At 70.8% G+C, this 24,177-nt stretch carries 27 protein-coding genes; 4 read left to right on the forward strand and 23 right to left on the reverse strand.

Features of this window, described 5'->3' with window-relative positions; translation table 11 throughout:
• Positions 1-200: DUF2637 domain-containing protein (locus ACFYNS_RS30035; protein ID WP_388605948.1), on the reverse strand; the 200-nt coding region annotated here is incomplete at its 3' end.
• 354 nt (positions 201-554) lie between these two features.
• Here ACFYNS_RS30035 and ACFYNS_RS30040 point away from each other — a divergent pair.
• Together ACFYNS_RS30040 and ACFYNS_RS30045 are read left to right on the forward strand one after the other, a co-directional pair.
• Complete coding sequence (locus tag ACFYNS_RS30040) at positions 555-1,799, forward strand: ParA family protein (RefSeq protein WP_388605950.1); 1,245 nt, start codon at positions 555-557, stop codon at positions 1,797-1,799.
• On the forward strand, positions 1,796-2,911 hold the full coding sequence (locus ACFYNS_RS30045) for a ParB/RepB/Spo0J family partition protein (protein WP_388605951.1): 1,116 nt from the start codon (positions 1,796-1,798) through the stop codon (positions 2,909-2,911). The genes ACFYNS_RS30040 and ACFYNS_RS30045 overlap by 4 nt, the downstream gene beginning before the upstream one ends.
• A 1,451-nt stretch (positions 2,912-4,362) precedes the next feature.
• Here the strand turns inward: ACFYNS_RS30045 and ACFYNS_RS30050 are convergent.
• The 11 genes from ACFYNS_RS30050 to ACFYNS_RS30100 form a co-directional block, all read right to left on the reverse strand.
• On the reverse strand, positions 4,363-4,737 hold the full coding sequence (locus ACFYNS_RS30050; RefSeq protein ID WP_388605953.1) for a hypothetical protein: 375 nt from the start codon (positions 4,735-4,737) through the stop codon (positions 4,363-4,365).
• A 235-nt stretch (positions 4,738-4,972) separates the two neighbouring features.
• Positions 4,973-6,706 carry a DNA cytosine methyltransferase gene (locus ACFYNS_RS30055; RefSeq protein ID WP_388605955.1) on the reverse strand — a complete coding sequence of 578 codons (1,734 nt, stop codon included), beginning with the start codon at positions 6,704-6,706 and terminating at the stop codon, positions 4,973-4,975.
• Positions 6,706-6,903: a hypothetical protein gene (locus ACFYNS_RS30060; RefSeq protein WP_388605957.1), complete on the reverse strand. Its 198-nt coding sequence runs from the start codon at positions 6,901-6,903 to the stop codon at positions 6,706-6,708. The genes ACFYNS_RS30055 and ACFYNS_RS30060 overlap by 1 nt, the downstream gene beginning before the upstream one ends.
• A 150-nt stretch (positions 6,904-7,053) precedes the next feature.
• Positions 7,054-7,254, reverse strand: coding sequence for a hypothetical protein (locus ACFYNS_RS30065; protein WP_388605959.1), 201 nt, complete (start codon positions 7,252-7,254; stop codon positions 7,054-7,056).
• The gene (locus ACFYNS_RS30070; protein ID WP_388605960.1) at positions 7,251-7,655 is read right to left on the reverse strand and encodes a hypothetical protein; all 405 of its coding nucleotides are present in this window, start codon (positions 7,653-7,655) and stop codon (positions 7,251-7,253) included. Before ACFYNS_RS30070 ends, ACFYNS_RS30065 begins: the two co-directional genes overlap by 4 nt.
• Positions 7,656-7,773: 118 nt before the next feature.
• Positions 7,774-8,457 carry a hypothetical protein gene (locus ACFYNS_RS30075; RefSeq protein ID WP_388605962.1) on the reverse strand — a complete coding sequence of 228 codons (684 nt, stop codon included), beginning with the start codon at positions 8,455-8,457 and terminating at the stop codon, positions 7,774-7,776.
• On the reverse strand, positions 8,454-8,939 hold the full coding sequence (locus ACFYNS_RS30080) for a Pycsar system effector family protein (protein WP_388605964.1): 486 nt from the start codon (positions 8,937-8,939) through the stop codon (positions 8,454-8,456). Before ACFYNS_RS30080 ends, ACFYNS_RS30075 begins: the two co-directional genes overlap by 4 nt.
• Positions 8,940-9,014: 75 nt before the next feature.
• Positions 9,015-9,944, reverse strand: a complete 930-nt coding sequence (locus tag ACFYNS_RS30085) for an AAA family ATPase (protein ID WP_388605965.1) — start codon at positions 9,942-9,944, stop codon at positions 9,015-9,017.
• 111 nt (positions 9,945-10,055) lie between these two features.
• Complete coding sequence (locus ACFYNS_RS30090; RefSeq protein ID WP_388605966.1) at positions 10,056-10,481, reverse strand: RRQRL motif-containing zinc-binding protein; 426 nt, start codon at positions 10,479-10,481, stop codon at positions 10,056-10,058.
• A 264-nt stretch (positions 10,482-10,745) separates the two neighbouring features.
• Positions 10,746-11,561 carry a hypothetical protein gene (locus ACFYNS_RS30095; RefSeq protein WP_388605968.1) on the reverse strand — a complete coding sequence of 272 codons (816 nt, stop codon included), beginning with the start codon at positions 11,559-11,561 and terminating at the stop codon, positions 10,746-10,748.
• Positions 11,562-11,668: 107 nt separating this feature from the next.
• Positions 11,669-12,160: a hypothetical protein gene (locus ACFYNS_RS30100; protein WP_388605970.1), complete on the reverse strand. Its 492-nt coding sequence runs from the start codon at positions 12,158-12,160 to the stop codon at positions 11,669-11,671.
• A gap of 181 nt (positions 12,161-12,341) precedes the next feature.
• On the opposite strand from ACFYNS_RS30100, the gene ACFYNS_RS30105 reads away from it, so the two are divergent.
• Positions 12,342-12,554, forward strand: a complete 213-nt coding sequence (locus ACFYNS_RS30105) for a hypothetical protein (RefSeq protein WP_388605972.1) — start codon at positions 12,342-12,344, stop codon at positions 12,552-12,554.
• Here ACFYNS_RS30105 and ACFYNS_RS30110 read toward each other — a convergent pair whose 3' ends face one another.
• The 11 genes from ACFYNS_RS30110 to ACFYNS_RS30160 all read right to left on the reverse strand — a co-directional run bounded on the left by ACFYNS_RS30110 (position 12,555) and on the right by ACFYNS_RS30160 (position 22,829).
• A complete protein-coding gene (locus tag ACFYNS_RS30110; protein ID WP_388605973.1) occupies positions 12,555-12,743 on the reverse strand; it encodes a hypothetical protein in 189 nt (62 codons plus the stop codon). It abuts the gene before it with no gap.
• A 78-nt stretch (positions 12,744-12,821) separates the two neighbouring features.
• Positions 12,822-14,951, reverse strand: coding sequence for a chromosome segregation protein ParM (locus tag ACFYNS_RS30115; protein ID WP_388605975.1), 2,130 nt, complete (start codon positions 14,949-14,951; stop codon positions 12,822-12,824).
• A 92-nt stretch (positions 14,952-15,043) separates the two neighbouring features.
• Positions 15,044-15,463: a conjugal transfer protein TraB gene (locus ACFYNS_RS30120; protein ID WP_388605976.1), complete on the reverse strand. Its 420-nt coding sequence runs from the start codon at positions 15,461-15,463 to the stop codon at positions 15,044-15,046.
• A 20-nt stretch (positions 15,464-15,483) separates the two neighbouring features.
• Positions 15,484-17,514, reverse strand: a complete 2,031-nt coding sequence (locus ACFYNS_RS30125) for an ATP/GTP-binding protein (protein WP_388605978.1) — start codon at positions 17,512-17,514, stop codon at positions 15,484-15,486.
• A 280-nt stretch (positions 17,515-17,794) separates the two neighbouring features.
• Positions 17,795-18,103 carry a hypothetical protein gene (locus ACFYNS_RS30130; protein WP_388605980.1) on the reverse strand — a complete coding sequence of 103 codons (309 nt, stop codon included), beginning with the start codon at positions 18,101-18,103 and terminating at the stop codon, positions 17,795-17,797.
• Complete coding sequence (locus ACFYNS_RS30135; RefSeq protein ID WP_388605982.1) at positions 18,100-18,576, reverse strand: hypothetical protein; 477 nt, start codon at positions 18,574-18,576, stop codon at positions 18,100-18,102. Before ACFYNS_RS30135 ends, ACFYNS_RS30130 begins: the two co-directional genes overlap by 4 nt.
• A 116-nt stretch (positions 18,577-18,692) precedes the next feature.
• Entirely contained in the window at positions 18,693-20,507 is a 1,815-nt protein-coding gene (locus ACFYNS_RS30140; RefSeq protein WP_388605984.1) for a DUF2637 domain-containing protein, read from the reverse strand.
• Between the two features lie 372 nt (positions 20,508-20,879).
• A complete protein-coding gene (locus tag ACFYNS_RS30145) occupies positions 20,880-21,020 on the reverse strand; it encodes a hypothetical protein (RefSeq protein ID WP_388605986.1) in 141 nt (46 codons plus the stop codon).
• A gap of 59 nt (positions 21,021-21,079) precedes the next feature.
• Complete coding sequence (locus ACFYNS_RS30150; protein ID WP_388605988.1) at positions 21,080-21,382, reverse strand: hypothetical protein; 303 nt, start codon at positions 21,380-21,382, stop codon at positions 21,080-21,082.
• Between the two features lie 376 nt (positions 21,383-21,758).
• A complete protein-coding gene (locus ACFYNS_RS30155; RefSeq protein ID WP_388605990.1) occupies positions 21,759-22,025 on the reverse strand; it encodes a hypothetical protein in 267 nt (88 codons plus the stop codon).
• Positions 22,026-22,220: 195 nt separating this feature from the next.
• On the reverse strand, positions 22,221-22,829 hold the full coding sequence (locus ACFYNS_RS30160; RefSeq protein ID WP_388605991.1) for a hypothetical protein: 609 nt from the start codon (positions 22,827-22,829) through the stop codon (positions 22,221-22,223).
• Between the two features lie 411 nt (positions 22,830-23,240).
• Between ACFYNS_RS30160 and ACFYNS_RS30165 the strand changes: the two genes are divergently transcribed.
• Complete coding sequence (locus ACFYNS_RS30165; protein ID WP_388605993.1) at positions 23,241-24,032, forward strand: GntR family transcriptional regulator; 792 nt, start codon at positions 23,241-23,243, stop codon at positions 24,030-24,032.
• The last annotated feature ends 145 nt before the right edge of the window (positions 24,033-24,177 follow it).

Below are 24,177 nucleotides of genomic sequence, written 5' to 3' on the forward strand. Positions count from 1 at the left end.
AGCGCGAGCAGCACGACGATGCCCGCGTCCACCCCGATGGGGAAGAACGGTGCGAACGCGCCGAAACCTTTCCGCTCGGCCAGCTCGCGGACCGCGGCGTAGGAGCCGGCGAAGCCGATCGCCGCGATCACCACGGCTCCCGCGACCACGACGGCGACAAGAGTGCGCTGCAGCTTCGCCGCGCCCGCTGCGCTTTGCATTCGGTCCCCCTGTCCGCCTTGCGGGAAGTCTCTCACCGGCGCTCCCGCCATCCCTCTTGTGGTGGCATGACGGGCCTTCAGCGTCCGCAGTTGCGCGTCGGGGACAGCACGCGTGAGCGCGCTTGGCGGGGGCTGGGTCGGGGACGCTGGGACGAGGGCTGCCGTTGCCCCGATGCTGTGTCCCACAGCGTGCGGACCGCGGCTGCCGGGTGAGGTGTGAGTCCTCACCAGTTCGAGTTCTGGGGCCGGTTCCCGGGGCTTTACCGCGGTAAAGCTCACTCCGCACGCCCATCCGGGGTATTTCCTAACGTGCCAGTGCTCACTTCGGCATCATGCGTTAGTAAGGTACCTCGCATGAGTTCTCCAGCCTCCGGCGACCGCGAGAAGGTCGTCTCCAAGCTGCCGGGATGGCTCCGGCAGAACCTCAAAGTCAGAGCGGCTCAGCATGGAGTCGAGATCCAGAGCGCCGTCGAGCAGGGCATCGAGGCATGGCTCGCGTTGGCCGCCACGCCCAGCACGGTCGAGACGGTCGGTGCCGACTCCTTCTCCACCTTTCTCCCTGCCGGCCAATGGGACCGCTTCCGTCAGACGGCAGGGGATCGGAAGGTCTCTCTCATCCAGGGCCTGGCCCAGTCCGTCGAGCTGTGGCTCGAGAAAAACCCCGCACCCACCGTGCCGTCGGCGAAGTACCCCCGGCGCCGCATCGTCTGCAACCAGAAGGGCGGTGTGGGCAAGACCGCGGTGACTGCCGGTCTCGGAGCAGCGCTGGCCGAAGAAAGCGAAGTACTGCACCCCGTGCGGATCTCCCGGCACTTCGCCGCGCAGTTGGAAGTGAGTTCCCGGGACGATCCACTGGAGGTGGAGGATCTCCCAGGCTTGGGCCGGCGCACGCTGCTGGTCGACTTCGACCCCCAGCGGCACCTGACCACTCAGCTGGGCCAGGAAGAGATTCCGATGGACTCGTCCGTCGACAGCCTCAGCAAGCACATGACCGGTGAGGCGAAGGGCGACATCCAAGACCTTGTGGTGCCGATCGGTGGCGACCGCTACGGCGGCCGCCTGGACCTCCTGCCGGGCTGCCAGGACGGCTTCCTCCTCGATGTGGCCCTCTCCAAGGTGCGATTCCGTGAAGCAGCGCTCGAGCGTGCCCTGGCCCCGTTGGAGGCCTCCTACGACGAGATCATCGTCGACTGCCCGCCCAGCCTGGGCTTGAGCATGGACACCGCCATCTACTACGGACGGCGCCGCGAGGACGAGCCCGCGGGCAGCTCCGGCCCCCTGATCGTGGTCCAGGCCGAGGACAGCAGCGCCGACGCCTACGACCTCCTCGTCACCCAGATCGAGGACCTGCGCAACGACATGGGCGTGGAGATCGACTACCTCGGCATCGTGGTGAACCTCTACGACCCGCGCCGCGGATTCATCGCCACCTCGTCCCTGGAAGCGTGGATAGAGATCAAGGACCCGAAAGTGGTCGCTGTCATCGGCGACCTGACAGACCAACGCAAGGCAGTACGGGTCAAGCAGCCGCTGCTGTCGTTCGCCCCACGCGGCGAGCAGTCCGCCACCATGCGCGCACTGGCCAGGGAGATCTCATGAGCAGCCGCGTCGCTGACCAACTCGGAACGGGAGCCTCCTTCGGCCGGACCCGGGGCGGTGTCAGCGCCCGCCGCCAGGCCGTCGCCGCCACGACCGGCGCTCCCACCACCGGAGCACCCGACAGCCGGCTGCGGACTCTCCCTCTCACGCAGCTGGTGCCCACCCGCTTCAACCCGCGCCGGAACTTCGGCTCGGAGGAGAACCTGCTCGAGTTCGGAAAGCGGCTCAAGGCCAAGCAGCTGCAGCCGGCCGTTGCCGTCACCCGCGAGGCATACCTCGCGCTGTGGCCGGACGAGGCCGACGAGGTGGGCGAGGCCGCTTACGTCATCGCCAACGGGGAGCGGCGCTACCGGGCGAGCCTGGCGATCGAGCTGCCCACCCTGGAAGTGGTCATCGATGACGAGGTGGCCCGCTCCCGCGGGGACTTCCTCAACGCCATCCTCTCGGAGAACAACGACCGCGAGGACCTCGATCCCATCGAGCGGGCGCTGGGTCTTCAGACGATGGTCGACGAACTCGGCGGGAAGACCAAGGTCGCCGAGTACTACGAGAAGTCCGCGGGCTGGGTGACGCAGCAGCTGTACTTGCTGGACCTGGCGCCCGAACTGCAGGAGCTGGTGAGCTCGGGAGAGCTGCCGGTCCGCGAGACCCGGGCCCTGGTGAAGCTGCCCGAAGCCGAGCAGGCGACGGCCTGGAAGACGCGCTCGGCGAAGCGCGAGGAGGAGAAGGCTCAACCGAAGCCACGGCGCGAGAAGCGCTCGGCCGAGGAGGACAGCGGTCCGAGCCGCGGGCAAGAGGCGAAGGGCTTTACCGCGGTAAAGGAGCAGCCGGCTGACAGCGGGCCGGCGGAGACCCGTGCAGAGACCTCTGAGTCCTTTACCGCGGTAAAGGACGATCACGAGACGGGGGACAGTGTCCAGGGCTCGGCGACTCCGCTTCCCGACCAGCGGCCGGCGCCTACGGCTGCGACGGGGGAGCTTCCCTGGGCCGACCCGGAGGCCATGTGCGGCCTGCTGGTGCAGCAGATGACTCGTGCGGACCGTGTTGCACTGACCAGGATGCTGATCGACGTGAACACCAGTGACAAGGCGGAGGAGTCTGCTCCTTCTTGACCTCCAGAACGGTCCGCATCGGCTGGCGTATTGGCAAGGTCTGCGGTGTCTGCCGGAAGATGGGGCCTGACGAAATGGCCCGGCTCCCTCGCATATGACGTAGGAGAGCCGGGCCTTTCGGGAGACGAACGGCATCCGCCCCGGCGCAGCGGCTGCTCATCCTGGCATCTGGCTCGCGCGCGCAGCAGATTCCGCAGCGGACGCGGACCTGCTGCACCTGCGGTGACGGCGCCGACTTGGTCGGACCGCAGGACATCGAGCCGCGTAGCGGCGGTGTACCCCGTCCGGCAGGACGGGGTGGAGGACGAGCGCGCCGCCGGCGCGGGACGGACGGCTTCAAGCAGTCGAGCGGGAGCGAAACGTGTGAACGGCGGCTGGACGAGTTCGCCCCGCTTAGCTCGTCGAGCGCGAACCGCGCTCGCGGCGCGAGCGCCGCGAGGCTCGGGGCTTCCGGACGAACTCCGGCGTCGGCCTCTCCACCCCTCTACCGGATGCTGGCCGAGTACGGCGCGAGGCCGCTGCCACCCTGAATACGTCAGGGGGTCGGATGCGTCCTGAGACCATCGGGCCAGTCCCCTTTGGGAGAATTCCATCTGAACCCGTTCAACTTGGACGGTAGGAAAGGACGGGATCAGCCCACCCTCCAAGCCGACGGCAAACCCCGAAGCGCCGCGGAAGCCACCAGCGTCGGCGGGCAGTTCCCACTTCAACGATCGACCGCTGGGGACCGTCCAAGGCATCCACGCCCCACCAAGTCCTCACCATCTTCTGGCCACCTAACTTCAGCAGAGGCCACCGCGGCAGATGCAAACCGACGAAGAACATCGACACGTCATCACCGCACTTGGTCGTGTAGAAGTATCTTTCGGCATCCGTGTAGCTCGCGCCAAGTGCACAGTCCAGGCCCATGGTTCCACCGAGCCACGTCAGAGCCAGCTTGCCGCCAGATGGGATCGACGGGACCAGCACGGGGTTGAACCATCGCTCGCGATCCGGGCCGGGAGTGAGCCCTGTTCGCGGGGCCTGGGCCACCACGATGTTGGTTGCCGGGCCCGTCCCAACGTTCACGAGCCACCATCTGGGCTCCCCGCCGACTTGCCCGCCCTCCCACATGAACTGCAGTACAGGCATGTGCGCCCGCCGACTGGACGTGTAGGCAACGCTCAATGACCCCAGCGACACAAGTACCGCCAAGATCGAAATTAAGAGAGCCAACACCGCTTCTCCCCCCGGGCGTTTCTCCATCACATACCCAGCAGAACAAGCAGGACCTCCTTCTTCAGCACAGCCAGCTCCACGGAAGGCATAAAAGATCACACGGGACTGCTCCCGGGTGGGTGCTTACCGGGTAAGCACCCACCCGGGAGCAGGTCACTCGCGGCCGCCCGGAGACGATGAGTGGGAGCTGCCACCCACGCCACTGGGACAGAGATGGGGCGAGCTGGGACGGCTCACCGCTCGGTGGTGGTCCCCTGACGGGCCCAGTGCCAGCTGTCGAGCACGTAGCCGTCCAGGATGCTGACGGGTCGCCATGCGCGCTGCGCCCACTCGTTCTCGACGAGGACGGTGGCGCCGCGGCGCTGGCCCACGTACAGCTCGGCCGCGAGCAGGCCGTCGTGCTTCTGGCCGGGTTCGTCTTGGGGGATCCAGGTCTGGCCAGAGTCGGCCAGCGTCCAGGGATCGCCCGCGAGGACGGCCGTGCACACCATGTCCACGGCACGGACCTCCGGGATGCAGTCGGCGGAGACCAGTTGATCGACGCGTTCCCGGATGAACTGGCCAGCCCGGTAGGGGCCGATGATGAGGTCGAGCGGTACGGCAGTCATGAGGCGACTCCTGGGGTCGGGGCTGACGGGAGCGTCGGGACGGGGCCGTGGTCGGGTCGAGGCTGCCGTGCGTGCCAGCCGGGGCCGGTCGCCGGTGCGGGCCTGTCTTCGAGTGCGGCCGGGGTGTGTCGGGGGCACCGCAGGCCGGTGGCATACAGGCGGATGCCGTCGCCATTCCGGCACACGCGGTGGGCGGTACCGATCCAGTGGCCGCACTCGGGAGTGGTCTGCTCGCTCATGCCGCCACTGCCAGTCCTGGGCCGTGGTCCTGGGAGGTGTGTAGGGCGGCGCGCAGCCGGGATCCGATCCAGGTGCCGACCTGCGGGGAGACTGCGTTTCCGTAGCCGTCGACCTGGTCGCGGGCCGAGCCCCAGACGCGGAAGGTCCCCTGGTGGTCGCGGAAGTCGACGTCGAAGCCGCAGCCCCTGCCGATTTCGTGGGCGGCCATCATCCGGTAGAAGCAGTCCTCCAGCGGCAGTTCGGCGAGCGACGCCCGCCACTGGGCCATGAGCAGCGCGGTCGTGTCCCGCGAGGTGAGCGTGCCGAGTGGGTCCGTGACCGGGTGAGGCGCCGTCTCATTGCCGGTGGGGCCGTTTTGCTTGTACCAGCCTGCAGCTGTCAGCACCGCGGGGATCTGCTCCGATGTGAACGTGGGCATCGCCTGGCTGTGCACCGTGGGCACTGTGTTCTGCCGGTAGGGGATGACGCCGGAGGACAGTACGGCGAGAGTCTCCGAACCGACCTGGGTGGGCAGCGGCTCTCCGGCGCCGCGCGCGGCCCCCTGGAAGTTGTCCACCGCGAGCGCGGCCAAGCCGTCGACAACCGCCTGCGGCCACAGCGGCTGGGCAGCAGGGCCGGTCGGCAGAACCGCGGTCTCCTGCTGGCTGGTCTGCGTCGCCATCGGCTGCAGCAAGAGCCGCTCCGAGCCGTGCACGCCGTTGGCCGGCATGAGGATCGCCGGGAAGTTCGCGAACCGCTGGCGGCAGCGCTCGGCGCGCGCCATCGATGACCGCGCGAGCGGACCGACGAAGCCGTCGGGGAACGTCTTGACCGGCTTGTCACCGATGCGGGTACCGAGGTCGGTGAGGTCGAGCGCGGCCAGCGACGGTGTCATCGGCGGCACGACCGCCCGGCGGCAGGACGGGCACCGGTACTCGTACTGCTTGCCGTACGTCACTGTGCCCGACTCCGGGATGCCGGTCTTCCACGTCCACACTGCCTCGACGTCCTTGTCGCAGCGTCCGCAGCGGGACACAGGCCGGTGCTCGAGGTCGGGCATCGGGAGGGACCTGTCGACGAACACCCAGTACCCGCGGTCCCTCGACTGCGGCACCCCGAAGAACTGCGAGTTGAGGTACAGCACCTTGTGGTCGTAGCCGAGCAGGTCGAACTGCTTGAGCCACCACCGGTAGGTGGAGCCGTCGCCGACCTTCTTGCGGCCGGGCAGCGCGGGCCCCCATGAGGTGAGCTGGGTGGTGCACTCGACGAGGATGAGCCGCGGGTGGTGCTTGGCCGCGTACTGCAGGACGCAGGTCGCCGTGGCCCGGTCCCGCTCGGACCTGGTGACCCGTGCCTCGTAATCGGGGTCCTCCAGCTCGAACAGCGTCGCGCCGTGCTCGTACGCCCTGACGGTGTTGGCGAGCGAGTGGTTCACGCAGCTGACCCCCGCGACCAGCAGGTCAGCAGGGGGCAGGTCCCGGGCGGAGTGGTAGTCCGCGGCCTCGGGGTCGACCAGGTCGGCGATCCAGTGCTCGGCCTCGGGGTGGTTCGCCTCGTGCACCTCGACCTTGTAGGGGTTGTGGTTCGCGGCCATGATCGTGGTGAATCCGGCCCGCTTGACTCCCTCGGTGAGACCTCCGAAACCGGAGAACAAGTCGACGGCGACGTAGTCGTCGTGCCGGAACCGGCGGCGCCCGGTGGCCGGCCGGTGCGTGGCGGTGCGGGTCTTCTTCCTGGACGCGGCGGTCATCAGTCCCTCTCCCCCCGGTTCTTGTGGTGGCGACGCGTGTGCACGCTGTCCGCCAGCGCCTGCCGGTTGCGGTCCTGCTCGGCGGGGCTGAGCGAACGGCAGTCGGTGGACTGCGGGCTCTTGCCCCACGCGGAGCAGGCCGGGGGTTCGGGGTAGGCGTTGGCCGGGTCGTTGGTGCGGGGCCGGGTGGAGGTCATACTGGTCCTCCCTCTCGTCTCGTACGGGATGGGTGGACCCCGGGGCGGGCGAACTGGACTGGACACCCTTGGGTGCCCGCCCCGGGGCGGGACTTCAGCTGGTCCGGGCTCCTTGCGAGCGTCAGGGGCTGACTGCCGTTGGCTTGGCCATCAGCTGTTGGGGTCGTCGAGGGGGCAGGGGACGAGGGGGGCGAGGGCGGAGCGGATGTCCCACTCGTCGTCCCGGCTCTCGGGGCGGTCGACGCCCTCGTATTCGGCGGCGGCGTACATGTCGCCTGTCGTGGCCGTCTCGTAGTCGATGTCGTGCTCGGCGAGACGCTGGGCGATGATGCGGGCGTCGGCCTTGTTCACTGGAGGCCCTCCTTGGCGGTGAGGTTGGCGGCGAGGGTGTCGGCGTGGATCCACCGGCCGGAGCCGGCGAGGACCGGCCGGTCGGGGTCGGTGAGGATCACCTGCATGGCGGCGGCGACGGCGGCGGGTGCGGCGTACTGGTCGACGGGCAGCGGGGTGAGGTGGGCGAGTTCGGTGTGGTGGCTGTCGAGGTAGCGGCCCCACTGCCAGCCGGCGTCGGAGTCCCAGCGCAGGGCGACGCCGTGCCGGTAGATGGCCGGGTTGTGGCGGGGCCAGACGGTGTCGGTCCACTGGTAGAGAGCGGTCATGGTGGTGCCGTCATCGGTCCAGGTGTCCCAGTCGTCGGCGGCCACGGCGCCGGCGATGGCGGCGGCGTAGGTGTGGTGCGGAAGGGTGCTCACTGCTGCTACTCCTTGGGGAGTTCTGGGCGCGGTGGCCAGTGCGTTGATCCGGCTGGCCTTCGGGGCCCCGCACGCGGCTCCTCGAAGGGCGTGAAGCCGCGGGGAGGGGCGAAGCCGGTCAGCTCTTCGGGAGCTGACGGGCGTAGTAGAAGACGCTGTCGCTGTACTGGCTGCGCTCGGTGCGAAGGGTCTCCGGCTGGTCGACGGCCAGCTGGCGGAGTTCGGCTGCGATCCAGTCGTTGGTGCGCTGGAGAGCGAGCCGGACCAGTTCCAGGTCGAAGATCCACAGTTCGACGTCCTCGCCCGGGCGGCGGGCGCCGCGGACCCAGGCGTGCAGCCGCTCGCGGATGGTGTCGTCGTCCGGACGGTCGGGGATGTCGCGGGGCAGCGCGCGGCAGGTGGTGGCGTGCTCGTTGGCGACCTTCGCGGCGTCCGCAAGGCTGTATGGCAGGTTGTAGGTGCGCTGCCCGTCCTGCGCGGAGGCGTAGTGGCAGCCCAGGCAGGCGACGGTGTAGTAGGTGCCGGTCTTCCTGGCAGCGGTGGTGTAGACGAGGACGACCGCGTGGGCCTGGTTGTAGTACCGCTCGGCGATGGTGACGCCCTCGGGCTGCCAGTTCTCGCCGGACCGCGGCGGCTTCGTCTCGCAGGCGGCCGGTGCAGCCGACGGGGCCGTCGCTGCGGGGGCGGGGCGGCGGGCGAAGAGGGTGGTGAGAGACATGGGCTGCTCCTTGTCGAGTTGCGGCGGGGTGCCGGGCAGCGCGGTGACTGCCCGGCGGTGGGCGTGCAGCTGCTCGTGGCTCACCCGGCGGCGGCGAGGACCGCTGCCGCCAGGAGAAGCGCGAGGGCGGTCAGGAGCGCATCGACCGCGGCGGCCAGGCGCCGGTACTTCGTGACCGCGATGACGGACAGGGCCCGGATCTGCCGCACACGGTGGTCCTCGCGCAGCTTGGTGTGCAGCGCGTCTTCGTCCAGCTCGGCCCAGCAGGGGAAGCCCTCACGCACGGTGCGGCGGCGGCCTCCGAGGTTGGGCCGCACGACCAGGAGCAGCAGCACGGCGGCCGCGGCGAGCGCGAGCCCGGCTGCGGCGCCGGCGAGTTGGGCCGGGAGTGGGTGGTGGGAGTCGGTGAGGGTGGCGAGTCCGGCGAGGGCTGCTCCGTCGAAGGCCAGTAAGAGGGAGGCTTTGGTGTCGGTGCGGGCCAGTTCGGTGGTGACGTTGGCGCACGCCGCGTCCACGGCCTTGTCCTGTGCTGCGGGGTCCTGTGTTGCGGGCTCGGTGAGGTTCATGGTCGATGTTCCCTTTCGACGGGGGATGGTTGTTCTGGTCTGCCGCTCCGGGCAGCGGCTCGGGGCGGTGGTGATTCAGTGGCGGGCGGCCTGGTCGGTGTCGTCGGGGCCGCCGTGGAGGGTGCACGCGGTGTCGGGGTGCGGCCGGTCGCTGGTGTGCGCGATCAGCAGGTCAGTGACCGAGTGCACGGCCTGCCACGCGGGCGCGTCGCAGTCGTCGTCGTAGGGGCAGCGCACGAGCAGGTCGAAGCCGAAGTCGCCCTGCCCGTCGATGTCGTGGCGCAGGGCGAGGACGAGCCGGTCCCTGCCCAGGCGGATCTCGCCGACGTGGTCACCGCCGGCAAGCTGGGAGTTGTCGCGCCAGGTCCACAGCGGCAGTACGTCCGCGCCGAAGACGCGGCGCACCAGTAGCAGTGCGCCCAGGCCGGGGCCGGTGTGCCAGCCCAACTCCCTGCGTCGGGTGTCGCTGGCGCGCTGGAGCAGCGGCTCCAGGCGGTGGATGTTGTCGGCGTGCACGACGTGGTCGAAGCCCTCGCCGCGCAGGCCGGGGAGGGCGGCGACGATGTCGGCGTGCTGGCGGCGTACGACGTCCTCGGGCACCGCGCGGGAGGGTTCACGGCTGGCCTGCCGCTGGACGCAGACGTCGGCCGGGGTGGAGACCAGCAGCGCGACGGTGGGCATGCGGTAGGTGCGGGCGACGTCGAGCAGACCGTCGCGGACGTCGGCCTCGGTGTTCGTCGCGTCGATCACCGTCGTGAGTCCACGGGCGAGGCGGGCCCTGAGCACTGCGTGCATCGCGTCGACGGCGACGGCGGTGGCCGACTGGTCCCCGGCATCGTCGGCGACCATCGCCCTGAACCGGTCGAGTTCCAGGACCTGGGTAGCGGGCCAGGTGCGCGCCCAGGTGCTCTTTCCGCTGCCCGCCGCGCCGATGAGGACGATGAGCGCCGGGTCGGGGATGGTCGTGTCCAGCGGCTGCATGATGCCTTCGAAACCGGTCTTCATGGACGTTCTCCCTTGTCGAAACTGATGAAACGGTGAGGGCCAGGTGCGGACGCCCCGCAGGGGTGCTCGGCGACGCGGGCGGCGCTGCGGTGCGCGGCCTGCCGGTGGTGGTCATTCGGCCAGGCGGTGCTGGGCGGGGTGTGCGACGTAGGTGGTGGGATCGGCGGTTGTCCCGTCGTGGCACTCCTGACAGGAACCGAGGGTCCTGAGCGGGAGGCAATGCACGTAGCGCCGACGGCAGAAGGGGCAGGTCTGGCGCGCGGCCATCGCCTTGTCGAGCGCGGCTTCCTTCGCGAGGGTCATCGGGTGCTTCGGCTGTGCCAGGTCGATCCGGTACAGCCACGCGAAGCGCTTGCCGTCCCGGCATTCGATCCGGGCGACGGGTTCCTGGCCGCCGGGGCGCAGTCCCATCTCCCGCAGCTGGCGGCGGGTGGCGAGGTTGTTGCGCCCGGCCTGTTTCCACCGGAAGACCGGCACGGAGCCGTCGCCGGGGTCGTATGGGTCGACGTCGACCAGGTCCTGGTCCTGGTCGGCCATCACCTGTTCCGGCCGCCGGGGAGCCGGTGCTGGGGGAGTGGACCGCAGGGTCCGGGGTGCTGCGGGTGGGGCCGGCCGTTTCGGCGGGGCGGGGCGGGGGATGAGCACGAGCGGTCTCCTGCAGTTGTCGCGTAGACAGCGCTGCGCCCCGCCGACGTTGTGCTGGTGTCGGCGGGGCGCGGCAGTGGTGTTGGGCCGGTCGGCCTGTCCGGTCCTCGCCCGCCGCGGTGTTCGGGGTGGGCGAGGGCCAGGCAGGGCGACGGGTCAGCGCTTCTGGAGTGGGCGCACGTTGTCCGAGGCGTCGTCGGCGGTCGGGGCATCGGGGGCCGGGAGGTGGATGTGGGGCTCGATCTGGTGTCCGGCGTTGTGGAGGTGGGCGAAGATCGCCGGCCGCAGCGTCAGGCCGCGGAGTGCGAAGGCGGAGGCGGCGGTCCAGGCGAGGGCGGCGAGTCCGGTGGCGATGGTGCGGCCGTCGTCGGGAGCGGCGTTCCAGACCATGGCGATGCTGGCCGCGCCCCATGCGGTCCAGGTGAGGCGGGCGCCGCTGCTGCGGAGGAAGCCGCCGGCCAGGCCGAAGATTCCGGCGGTCTGCCAGACGGTGTAGACGGTGGAGGCGCTGATGGGCAGTGCGGTGGAGTGGGCCGCGATGTAGGTGCGGATCGGCTGGTCGACCACGGCGAAGACGCCGCTTGAGTTGTCGGCGCCGATCTGGACGTGGGGGACGGCGGTCAGCAGGCGGTGGAGGGTGTCGGCCAGGATGTCGGTCGCGCTGTCCAGCAGGATGAGGACGACGCAGATGCTGGCGAGTCCGAGCGTTGCCTTCACCCAGTTCGCCATGCCGTGCCAGCTCAGTTCGGGGGCCCGGCGCAGGTCCTCCCAGCGGTCGTGCAGGAAGCCGCCGTCGTCCCAGGCGTTGTTCCACCGTTCGCGGAGGCCGGCCAGCCGCGGCTCCTTGCCTTTGTGGCCGTCGAGGAGCGACACGGTCGGGGTGTTGGAGGGGTCGGGGTCCTGGGCGTCGTGGGCCGGTGACGTCTGGCGCTGGCCGGGGATCTGCGGGGTGTGGTCGTTGTGGTCAGCCACGGTCGGCTCTCCTTCGAAGGCGTTGCCGGGGTGCCCGGGGTCGTCTGCGTGGTGCTCGGCTCCCGGTAGTGCGGATGGGGTTCGGGTACGTCGCGGGGGTGTCCGGGTCAGCGGATGTCGTTGCGGGTGCGGGCGAGGAACAGGCCGCGTGTGCTGCTGTTGTTGTGGATCTCGGTGTGGTGGGTGACCGGGCCCGCGTAGAGGTTTTTGGTGACGGCGGAGCGGGCGCGGTTGATGGCGCCGCCGATTGCGGTGGCGGCCATGGCGAGGCCGGCGAAGGGCAGGGTGACCATCAGGACGCCGGTCAGCGTGACCGAGGCGAGGCCCTGCAGGATGAGCCAGGCGCCGACGCCGATGCCGGTGATTCCGGCTCCGACGCCGATGGAGGCCACGGCGATCCCGGCCGCCCAGGCGGGGACGGTCCGCTGGTCGGGCTGCTTGACCGGCGGGGTGGTGCCGAAGGCCGGCGGCTGGGTGTCGTCGCGGAACGCGGTGGGGTGGTGGCGTACGGGTGTGCTGGCCCAGTCGTCGATGAGGCGGCGGGCTTCGGCCGCGGCCTCGGACTCGGGCATGCCGTGCTGGATACGCAGGGGTTCCATGGGTCGTCTCCGATCACGCGAGGGAGGCAGGGGAGGGCGCCGTTGTGGCCGTGGTGGCCGGGAAGGCGCGTGGGGTGGGAAGGCGCACGACGGCGGAGGGCGCCGCCGGAGCTCGGTGTCCGGGGCGCCCTTCGGCGTGGTGGCAGCGGAGTTGGGGCTGGGGGGCGGGGGTAGTCACCGCATGCGCGTCCCGGGCATCCTCGGGCCGGACAGGCGCGGGGAAGGGGGCTGGGTGGAGTTCGTCTTCGACTGCGGGTGGTGTGAGGGTGACAACTACTTCGTGGGCAAGCAGGTCGGCTTCTGGGTCGACAAGTGGGAGGTGCCCTCGGAGTGGGAGTGCCGCTTTTGCGGTGAGCTGAACTCCACGCCCGATCCGCCGTGGACCGAGGCGTGATCAGAAGCTGGAGATCATTCCGGCGAGCGAGGCCAGGCCGTTGTTGATGACCGGGGCCAGGCCGGTCGCGGCGAGGGTGAAGCCGAACAGGGTGCAGGCCAGTGCGGCGCCGAGGCGGAGGCTTCCGCCCTTGAGCAGGACGAAGACGATGATGCCCAGCAGCAGGGCGGCGGAGATCGACAGGGCCACGGTGGTGCTCCTTCGCAGGGGGTGGGGTGGGGCCGGCCGCGCGCGGGCAGGCCGGCTCCCGGGATGGGTGCGGGGTGGTCAGGCGTCGGTGAGGCTCTTGATGGCCTCCAGCGCCTGGCGGGGGGAGGCGGCCTGCCCGGAGCCGCGGCCGGTGCCCTTGGCGCTGCGGCCGCCGCCCTTCCCGCCGCCGCGGCGGGAGCGGCTCTGGCTCTCGTCGTCCTCGTCGGGTTCGGGCCAGAACTCGCCGGGCCTCACGGGCTCGTTCCAGTCGAACCACAGGCCGCGTTTGTCCAGCTCGCTGATCTCGTAGTCGGTGAGCCGGTTGACCTGGTCGGGGAACAGCGCGGAGAGGTCGGTGTCGAAGTCGGCGTACAGCGACCGCATGAGCACGGCGCGGCCGTTGTCCAGGACGATGACCGCGACGCCGCCCGTGCTGACGCCGTTTTCGGGGTCGGCTTCGCCGCGCATGGCCCGCTCGATGGCGGAGCCCTCGTTGCGGGAGTAGCGGGCGGGGATGGTCGGCACGTCGTAGGCGTTCTCCATGGTGCCTTCGGCCGCCTTACGGGTGGCGCCGGGCGAGCCCATGTTGAAGATCACCGGGCGGCTGTTCTGGCGCAGGTTGTCCTTCATCTCGGTGGAGAACCCGTTGTGGGCGAAGGGGCTCTGGCCGGCGGGGTTGAAGCCGATGCCGTACTTGAGGCCGGTGACGGTGAGGTCATCCCCGTCCTTCTGGATGAACTCGCCGAACTCCGCGTCCTGGGCGGCGGTCATGAACTCATCGCCGTAGACGTTGAGCTGCCGGTAGGGGCAGCGCGGGTCGCCGGGCTTGTAGTCGTGGGGCTGGCCGTCGTGCGGCCAGGGCATCTCCGCCCGGATCTCGCACAGTGCCTTGGCCGCCCGCAGGGAGCGGGCCATCCACAGCGCGTTCGAGCCCTGCCGGTCGATGTAGCGGCCCAGGACGGTGGTCTTCTCGTCCTTGCGGACGGTGGAGAGCCACACGACCTCGCCGTCCAGGGACTGGGCGGCCATGTGGATCGCGAAGAACTGCGTCTTGCCCGACCGGGAGACCCCGAGGGTGAGGCCGTGGGCCGGGGCGTTCTTGTCGTGCTGGTACACCATCGTCTTCACCGGCTGGCCGGTGATGGTGAACCCGCACACGTACATGCCCTTGGCGTCCGGGGTGAGCAGCTCGCGGGTCGCCCGGAAGATCTGCGAGAGCGGCGGTTCGTCGAAGGCGCTGATGAGGAACTCGCTGCCGTCGGTGAGGACGAACACGCAGGAGTCGTCCTCCGGCAGGCCCAGTCCGCGGCAGACCTTGGGCAGGTCGATGCGCGGGGTCTCGGTGGAGTCGGTCATCTTGGCCCGGTAGAACGTGACCCCGCGGTCGTCGTCGCGGCTCTTGTGGACCAGTTCGGAGCCGGGGGCGCCGCCCTTGGGTGAGCCGACCTTGTCCGCCCAGCGCTCCTGGTCGGTGGGGGCCTTGCGGCGCCGGGTGTTGGCGTCGGGGGTGAGGCGGGCCTCCATCCAGCCGGGGCCGCCCTGGCGGCCGGGCTGGATGGCGACCTCCGCGAGGACGACGTCGCTGGAGTGCACGCCGAACGGGGCGGCGACGGCGGCCTCGTTCAGGCCGGTGATCGGCCGTCCGGTCTCCGAGGCGCGCAGCAGGATCGTCATGTCGTGGCGCATGCCGGGGTGCCGGGTGGCCTTGACGATGTGCGTGCGGCCGGGCATCCCGGCCTGCTCCCACAGCAGGCGGGCGGCGCGGGTGAGCTGGTCGGCTCCGTCGTCCGGCCGGGCCACCGGCTCCTCGAGGACGTCGGCGGGCGCCGGCTGCGGGGCCGGGGCGGCCAGGGCGGGGCGGTGGCGGCGGCGGGCGTGCCGGGAGAAGGGCATCACCAGGTAGCCGGCCGCGGCCCATCCGGCGGCGAGCAGGCCGTCGGCCGCGTAGGGGCCGAAGCCGGTGGTGTGTGCGGCGGCGACGTCGACGGCGGCGGCCAGGACCAGCGGGGACCAGCGCAGGATCTTGCGTCCCGCGCCGGGCTGGTCGCTCTTGGCGGCCAGGATCCAGCCGCCGATTCCGGCGGCGCCGGCGAGCTGGACGATCTGGTTGACCGGGCTGTCGGGGTAGAGGTTGGGGGCCACGGCCAGCGCGGGCGCGGCGAGGGTGTAGGCGAGGCGTTCGAGCGCGACGCTGCGCGGCGTGGTCACCGGCATCTCCTTCGTACAAGCGCGGCGGGCGGCCCCGCAGGTCGCGGGACCGCCCGTGGCAGAGGGTGGGGGCAGCGGGGGTGGGGGAGTGGTCAGCGGGCGAAGAAGCCGGGCTTGGCGGTCTTCTCGCGGCGCCGGTTGGAGCGGACCTCGTCCAGCGCGCCGTAGAGCTTGGCGTGGGTGCGCCGGGTCTGGTGGGTGAGGTCGGTGGTCTCCTGGGCGGTGTCGGCCAGGGTGCGCAGCTCATGGGCCGCGCCGCCCAGGGCGGAGGCGACGTTGGCGGTCAGGCTCACGAACTTCGGATCCAGTTCGGCGTTCTCGATGTCGGTGGCGACGCTGTCAGCGTGGGCGGCGTTGGCATGCATGCTGTTGCGCAGCCTCTCCAGGTCGCGGGTGGCGTCCTCCAGGGCCTTGCCGAACTTGTCGAGCTTGGCCTGGATGGCCTTGTACCGGTTGTCGTTGTCGGCCGGGACGGCCGCCGTGCCGCGGCGGGGCGCGAGCTCGCTGCTCATGGCAGGTCTCCTTCGGGGTTCTAGTCGTGGTGGGTGGCGGCCGAGGCGTGGGTGAGGCCGGCGTCTTCCTTGGCGTCCATGTCCTGGCCGTAGACGCGGGCGACCATCGCGGCCGCGAGCTTGGCGGCTTCCTTGGCGATGCTGCACTGCTCCGCGCACCGCTGGGACTGCGCCTTCATGCGGCCTGCGGAGTCGGCCAGGTCCGTGATCCGGTTGGTGACGGCGGTGTCGATGTTGTGGTTGCCGGACAGGTCGGCGGCCATCTCCCGCAGGGCGGCGGCGACCTTGCTCAGGACCTGCATCAGGGCTTCGGCGCGTTCCTGGTCGGAGGAGGCCCGGGTGGCGGTGTTCGCCATCTCCACCAGGTACTGGTCGAAGGTGATGTCGGTGCGGTGCTGGGTGCGCAGGCCGCCTTGCCCGGAGGTCTTGACTGTGCTCACGCCGCTGCCTTTCGTTCCGGGCCGGCTGGTACCGGGCCGCTTGGTGTGTTTCTCCGGCGCGGGCGGCAGGCCCCTGGCGCCGGTGGTCACGGGCTTGGGCCGGTCGGGGACGATGTCCGCGTCGACGATGTCGTCCGCAGTGCGGGTGCTGTCGGTGCGCGGCCGGCGGGTGGGCCGGTCGGGCCACTCCACCGTCGGGCTGTCCTGCGGCGGGCCGAACGGGCTGCCGGACGGACGGCCGCGGCGACCCGTGCGTCCCGGGCGGCCGGTTCGGCGGGTGTGCCGGGCGCGTCCGCGGCGGCCGTCCGAGCCGTCGCCGGGGTGCCGGCGCCGGAAGCGGCGCCACTTGTTCGCGCTGTCGGACCTCCGGTCACCGGCCGCGGCACCCGGCTTCGGTCCATCGCCCGCCGCGCCGTCCTTCGCCGCGCCGGAGGAACCGCCAGGGGCGCCCGGGGCGGACTTCCCGCCCTTTCCCTTGCTGTCGGTGGCCTTGGTCTTGGCGTTCTTGTCCTTGGACAGGTTCACCTTCTCGGTGCCGGCCGCCCCCGCGTCCTTGGGGTCCTGGGCGCCCTTATGCCGCTTGTCCCAGCGGCTCTGGGCCTCCTCGCCGATGGCCTGGCCCAGTGTGGTGCGGTCCGGCGTGGCCGACGCCGCGGCCTCCCGCTTCGTCTTCCGCGCCGCGTGCCGCTCCTGGCGCTTCGCGCGGCGGTCCTCCCATGCCTGCTGCCGCTGCGCACGGGCCTGATCGCGGTCCTTGGACCGGTCCGCGATGCCGGCGGCGTGCCCGGCACCGTGCCGCTCCTGCCGCCCGGCCTGCCGGGTCCCGGCGCGCTCCTGGCGTCCGCGGGCCCGTTCGGCGCGGGCGCCGGAGGCCGGAGCGCTGCGCTCGCCCCTCGCACCCCCGCCGCTGCCGCGGCCGGAGGCGCCAGAGCCCGTCTGCGAGCCTTTCGAGCCCGCGGACGACCCGTTGCGCCCGGAACCGGCTGCACGGCCGCCAGAACCCCGCTCGGAGCCCCTCGCGCCGCCCTTGCCGCCTCCGCTCCCCCCGGACGTACCAGAGCCGGAACGATGGCCCTGGGCTCCGGAGTTGGAGCCGCGCGACGCCCCGGGACGGTTCGGCCCCGGGCCCGAGGCCTTGCGGGACGATCCGCTGCCGCTGCCGCCGCTGCCGCCGCCGCGGGTGGCCCCGCCACCGCCTGCGGCCTTCGAGCGGCCCTTGTCCGCCCCCAGGCCGGAGCCGGACGCCTTCGCCCGGTCGGCGTCCGCCCTCCCGCGGGCCGCCGCCTTGTCGCCCTTGGCTTTCATCATCGCCGTGTGGAGCTTTCCGTTCTGCTCCATCATCGCGACTTCCTGCGCGGTACGCCCCTGCAGCAGCGCGGCCTTACGCGCTACTTCGGCCTCGCGATAAGGCGCTTCCCCTTCATGAAGCGCCCGCGCTTTCTCCAGCCGGAATTCCAGCCAGTCACCGAGACGGTCGGCGAGAGAACGAGGCTGCTCGTATTCACCTTCCTCGTATTCGCCGTCATCTTCACCGGTTTCCGGTGCCATGATTCCGTCGGAGTGCAGGGTCGCCGACGGGTCCGGAGGAGCAGGAATCGTCGGCAGGCTCATTGTCGTCTCCTCCGGCGACTCCGGGGGAGATTCGGGAATGTCTTCCGGCGGCGGAATGGTGTCGCCGTAATCGGGGATCGGCGGTGGCACGTACGTGGAATCACCGCTCCAGGGGCCCTGGACCAGGGTCCCGGTGCCGTCCTCATCGGACACGGTGCGCCTCCCTCCTGGGACTTGACAGAGCGTGGGGTCTCGTGTGCACGCGTGTGCACGTGCACGTGTGCACGCTTTACGCGCGCGAGGCCCCGCCGGAGCCCGGCGGGGCCTTCACTGGTGACGTTCAGTGACGCGGAGGGTGCTTCGCGACGACCTGCTCCGCGTACTGCAGCAGGTCGTTCCAGATCCGCCCGTCGCCCTCCACGCGCTGGTCCATCGCCGTGATGAACAGGCGGCAGATCAGCGCGAATCCGGAGTAGACGTCGCCGCGACCGGCTTTGACGTCCTTGGCCATTCGGGATCGTGCCAGGCGGAGCCAGAATTCCATCTGCCCTGCCTCGCCGCGAGATTCGCGGGCTTTCGTCGCCTCATCCTTCAGCCAGTTCTGCCGCCGTTCGGCGGACCGCTCGACGCTGCTGAGGGGGCGGTTCACGCCGACTCCCGACCGAGGTCGTAAATCGACGTGGGACCACCATAGCCGCAGTTCTGGCCCTGCGCACCCTGCTGCGGCGGATTCGGCGCGGCCTGGAGCGGCTGCGGGTTCTTCTTACGCTGCCGCTCCAGCTCCTTTTCCTTCCTTCCCTTCGCCGTATTCACCACGGCTTCGTCGTGGGCGCGGCGCTTGTAGGCGCTCCTTTCCAGGCCCTCGGTGAGATTGTTCAAATTCTTGAGAACACTTCCGAGGGCCTTCTCGACGGGCATCGCGCGCAGCCTGGCGTGGTACCAGCGGTCGCCCTCCACGTGTGTGTCGCGCAGGTGCACCCGGGTCTCGTGCGTGAGGGTCTCCAGGTTGTTGCCGATGTCCAGCAGGACCCGCTGGACATCGGCCAGGTACCGGGCGGTTGCCTCGGGGCTCTGCGCGACGTCGCGCAGGGGGGAGTGGTTCGGGTCGTTGTTGCTGTTCACGGCGGGGATTCCCTCCTGGTGTACTGGTGGGGCTGTCGACTTGCTTCCGGCAGTCGCAGCGAGGGCCAGCCCGATTCCCGCGGGCTGGCCCTCACTGGCGTGTACCGGACGGTGGATCAGGGGCGGTAGCCGTCGGCGAGCAGCGCGACGGCCTCCTGGCGGTACTTGGAGGCGGTGTCGGTGGAGGAGACCGTCAGCTCGCGCTGGATGTCGGCGAGCAGCACCCGGTCGGCGTCACCGGCGGCGAGGATCATCCGGGCGACCTTGCGCACGGCCCGCTCGCGCGGGTTGAGCTTCGCGTCGTCCTCGATTTCGACCGCACGCCGCTCGATTTCGGCGGCGGCGAGCCGGGCTTCGGCAGCGGCCCTCTCCGCTTCGGCCTCACGCCGCCGAGCGGCCTGGGCGTCGGCGTCGGCGACCGCCTGGCGCTTGGCCTCGTCCGCCGCGAGCCGGTCGGCTTCGGCGGCACTGCGGCGGGTTTCGGCAGCGCCCTTCTCCGTTTCGGCGGCAGCCCGGTCGGCTTCGGCCTCACGCCTGCGGGCCTCGGCGATCTGTGCCGTCTCGACCGCCTGAGCCTCCGCCGCGGCGACCCGGTCGGCCTCCGCCGCGTCCTTCCGCTTCTCGGCCGCCTGACGCTCCAGCTCAGCTGCCTCCCGGTCGGCGGCGGCCGCCGACCGGCGCGCCTGCGCGATCCGCTCGGTCTCGACCGCGCCGGCCTCTGCGGCGGCGACCTTGTCCGCCTCGGCCGCCTCCCTGCGCTGCTCAGCGGCCTTCCGCTCGAGCTCGGCCTTCTCCAAGTCGGCGGCGGCCCACGCCTTGCGCTCCTGGGCCTCCTTGCGCTCCGCCTCCGTCTCCCGGGCGCGGGCCTCGGCGATCAGCGCGGTCTCCAGCGCCGCCTCCTCCAGCTGTGCGGCCCGCTCTGCCGCGCTGACCTGCGCCTGGGCGTGAGCACGGGCCTGACCGGTCTCGCCCTCGACCCGGGCACGGACGGCCTGGAGCTTGCCTTCCGCCTCCAGCCGGTCGGCCTCGGCCTGCTTGCGCGCGAGCTCCTGGCGCGTCTCGGCATCCAGCCGCCGGCGCTCGGCTTCCTCCGCGCGGGCCTCGGCGGCCCGTTCCTGCTGCTCAGGCATCGCGAGGGCCTGCGCGACCGTGTAGCCGTGCACCGCCATCTTCATCGGCAGCTTCTCGTCGTCACTCGCCTTGGAGAGGTCGCCGCGATGCTTGCGCTTGAGCCACTGCTCATAGCCGATGAGCTCCTGCTCCCGCCGGATCATCTCCGGATACGAGGTGATGCCGTGCAGCCGCATCCGGCGGTAGAACCGCGGCGTGGCGAACGGAGAGAGGATCCAGCGGTGCATCGGGATCCGGTCGGCGTACGTACCGGCTTCGAGCTGGGCCTTCTTGATGAACAGCCGTCGTGCGGCCTCCACGCCGATGACGAAGAGGACCGGCATCACGCCGTGGCTGGCGGACTTGACCAGGTCCTGGCCGATCTCGCCCTGCGAGGACGCGTTGAACCAGACGGTGGCAGCCGTCATACCGTGCGCGGACAGCCTCAGCAGCGGCCAGGGGATGTTCTTGAGGATCAGATAGAGGTCCAGCGCCAGGAACGCGAGGATCGACGCGTCCACGCCCACGGGGAACCAGGGCGCCAGATCCTCGCTGAACCCCCAGCTCAGAGCAACCTTGGCGAGAGTGTCGTAGGACATCACGAAGCCGATGCCGCCGACCAGGGTGCCGAAGACCGCCGCGAAGTAGGGCAGCGCGGCGGTGAACCGGTCACGCCTGGGCTTGATCGTCTTCCGCTTCGGCGTCCGCGAAACGGTCCAGGGTGTGTCCGAAGCCTCCTTCGGTGCGGTCGAAGCAGCGACCGGCGGGCGCGAAACGGGGGCTTCGGGAGCCGCGGTCTGCGGCATGTCGGTGATCGTCATGGGGGCCTCCGGAAGGGATCGTTCAGGCCGGGGTCGAAACGGCGGCCGGTGCTCCCGAAACGCAGGGGTGCGTTCCCGAAACGGCGGCCGGTGCGGATGGTTGATCACGAAACTGGCACCGGCTCTACCCGCTCCGGGCGCACGAAGGGACCGGCCTCCCAAGAGGCGGGCGGCCGGTGCGGGGGAGCGCTGCGGGGCGGGCCCGAAACTGCCTGCCGCTCCCGCCGGGCGGGAACGAAATCAGCTCTCGGGGGCCCGCGCGGCGTGCCGGATGAGGTCGGCGGTGGTGATGCCGGCACGGTCGGTGGGAGGTGGCTGGCCTCTGTCCAGCTCCCCTCACCGCCCGCGCGCGGCAGGCGGATCGGGCAGCCGTCAGCGGCGGCGTCCAGGGATCCAGCCGGGGTAGTCGGCGGCCCTGGAGAGGCGCTCCGGGTGCTGCAGCAGCGCTTGGTCCAGGGCGTAGGCGATCCGGTCGGAGGGGGAGTGGGTGCGGGCCATCGCGGTCTTCAGCACCGCCTGCACCCTCTGCTTCTCGCGAGGCGGGAGAGAAGGGGACGGCGTCGAGGTCGGGTTCATGCCGCCACCCCCAGCCGGGTGGTGGACAGCATCGGCTCCGGGGCGGCGGGGGTGGCCGGGTAGGGGCGGCGGGTGCGTGCCGCCAGGTAGTGGGCGGCGATGGTCTCCCGGGCCGCCTGCGCGAGCCGGTTGAACACCTCCGCGTCACCGGTGGGGAGCTTGAGCGGGCTGGAGTGCACCGTCTCCCACACCTGTTCGGTCAGCTGGGTGGTGAGACGGTAGTCGGTGCCCAGGCGGGCGGCGACGAACGCCTTCATGCGGGTGGAGTAGCGCATCTGCAGGTCGGCTGCGCTGTGCATGTCGGTTCCTTCCGGTCGGCGGGCGGTGGGTGGAGGGCGGTGACGGGGTGGCCCGCGGCCCACACGGCGCGCGCCAGCAGCGCGGCGCGATGCAGCAGACGGTGGGTGTGGGCGGTGAGCCCGTGTGTGCGCAGGGCCCGCGCCGCGTGGTGCTGTGCGGTGCGGGCCCTGCGTATGAGGTCGTCGGTCACGTGCGGGCTACAGCTCCCAGTCGGGGGCCGGGTCCTCCAGATCGCGGTTGAGGCTGCGGTCCTCGTCGGTCTCGCCCATCAGGCGTTCTCCGCCGTCTCTCGCAGTGCGTCAGCGGCCTCGTTCGCGCGCTGCAGGTCCGCGGCAGCCTGTCGGCGTGCCTCCTCCAACTCCTCGAACGTGGCCATCAGATCGCCTCCCGACTTGCGAGGCGGGCGCGCATCTCCGCGACGGTGCGCGGGACGCGCCGCTCGGCGGGGATGCGCTCGTCCTGGGCGCGAACAGCGTCCAGGAGGTGCCGGCCGAGGCGACGCTCGGCGGCGGTCCCCGTCTGCGGGAGACGACGGGGCAGCTCCGGCATCGAGTCCGGGTTGCTGGTGTCGCGCTCGTGCTGGGGCTCGGGCTCGGTGTCGTCCCCGGCCGCGACAGGGGCGAGCGGGTGTGCCAACATCATGGGCAGCACAGGTTTCCTCCGCGGTTTCCTGGTGTGATGCGGCGCTCCGGAGTTGCCTCTCCGGGGCGCCGCGCTTGTTCTTTCGGCCCGGCGGACCGGAACTCGGCTGCTGCACCACTCGTACGAGCAGCCACGGCCCCCGCCACCCGGTCAACCGGGGGGTGGCGGGGGCCGTGGTCGTTCGTCCAGAGCGGGTCAGCTCTCGCGGTGCTCGGGGTGCAGTGTCTTGAGCGGCACCGGCGGCGCGCCCAGCGGCGCGTCGCCCTCGGGCAGCTGCGCGCGGCGGGTGTCGGCGTCGCGGACTGCGGACTCGGTCGACGCCCACTTCATCTCGCGAAGCAGCCACAGGGGCCGACCGCCGCCGGGCTCGTCATCCGCTGACGCCTGCTTCTGCGCGGCGATCTGGCTGACGGCCGGGGCGACCGCGGTCTTCGGCTTGCGCCGCACGGTGGTCCGCCGGCGGTGGCCGGTCTCCGCGTGGCCGTCCTCCAGGCGCTCCTGCCACGTCTTGACCGTGACGTCGATCAGGACCAGGCGGTTGCTGCCCAGGCGGCAGCGGGCGGCGGTGTCCTTGCCCGCACGGCCGGTGTCGTGCGGCACGGCCTTCGGCGTCTTGGTCCCGAGGCCGGTGATCGGTACCCACGTTTTGCAGTCTGGGCAGACCAGTGAAGCGCAGGCCGGATGCAGGTCGTAGTGGTGGGGCTTGAGGGTGGAGAGGGCCAAGGCCGGGCGGGCGTTGACGGTGCGGGAGCGGGTCCGGCTCCGGCGGGGGCGGGCGGTGCGCTCGAGGGTCGAAGCAGACATTTGAACTCCTCACGGACGGAGCGGGTTGCGATGCTCTCTCCGCCCTCCGGGCCGCACGGCACAAGGCCGGCGTCCCGCAGGACAGACAGCGCACAGCGCTGCGACGTGCACACAGTCGCGGCCGTCAGGCTCCGGAGGAGTTCGATGGTGCTCTCGCGTCCTCAGCGAACTGGGACTACTCCGGCCACCCCGCGGGGTGGACGACTATTGCGGTCTTGCGGTGGTGCCGAGGGGCGTAACCCCTGCTCAACGGAGCGTTAGGGCTATCGCTATCGCCCAGTAGAGACCATGCCGGACCACCGCGTCAATAGCGATAGCTCTATTCGTGTCGATCGGTTGTGCCTGCCCATCGCCGCCTGATAGAGCTAGCCCTAGAATCAGATCCCCGTAGCACTCTGAAAGGTGGCTCCGATGCCCGTCTCGTATCGCGACATCGCCGCTGACCTGCGACAGCAGATCGGCGAGGGGCGATTCGCGCCGGGCGACAAGCTGCCGATGCTCACCGAGCTCCAAGCCCAGTACGGCGCTGGCTACCAGACCGTGCGAAGCGCCATCTCGCTCCTGGAGCAAGAGGGTCTGGTCGTCGCGGTGCGCCGCAGAGGAACCATCGTGCGAGAACGCCATGAGAAGCGGCGCATCACGCGCTCCCGCCAGGTCTTCCGCGATGAGATCGGCTACTACTTCGACCCGACTGCCCAACCGTGGGTGGCCTTGGAGCCTCCCACCCTGCGTTGGGGCACCGTGCCGGTCGATCTCGCTGTCCTCATGTCCATCCCCACCGGATCCGAAGTCCTCGTTCGTGACCGCGTGATGGGCGACCCCGAGAGCAGGAAGCCGAAGCAGTTGGCCACCAGCTACCTGCCGGCTGAACTCGCTCGAGGAACTCGACTCGCAGAGGCCGACACAGGCCCCGGAGGAATCTACGACCGCCTGGAGGAGATGGGCCATCGTCCCCTCCGCTGGAGCGAAGGTGTCTCCGCCCGCATGCCCTCGCCCGAAGAGGCGGAGGCATTGGACCTCCCAGCCGACGTTGGCGTTCCGCTGCTGCGCGTCGTGCGAGTCACGACCAGCTCCAACGGCGAGGTTGTCGAGCTGAACGACACCAGGATGAGCGCCGAGGAATTCGAGATCGGCTACTCCATCCGACGCCATGCGAGTGCTCGACTCGGCGAAGGCTACGGGAGTGGTGACGACGACCACTGACAACACCTCACGTGCCATGACCTTCCTCCCGTCGGCTGATCTCGTGAGGGCCATCACACTCGGGCCAGGTGGGACGAACCATCACGGGGACATGTCCAAGCTCGTACGCACCACCATTCACGCGTTTTCAACATCCGCGTATACA

Origin of the sequence: Streptomyces sp. NPDC006925 (assembly GCF_042869575.1) — a bacterium.
Taxonomy (GTDB): Bacteria; Actinomycetota; Actinomycetes; order Streptomycetales; family Streptomycetaceae; genus Streptomyces.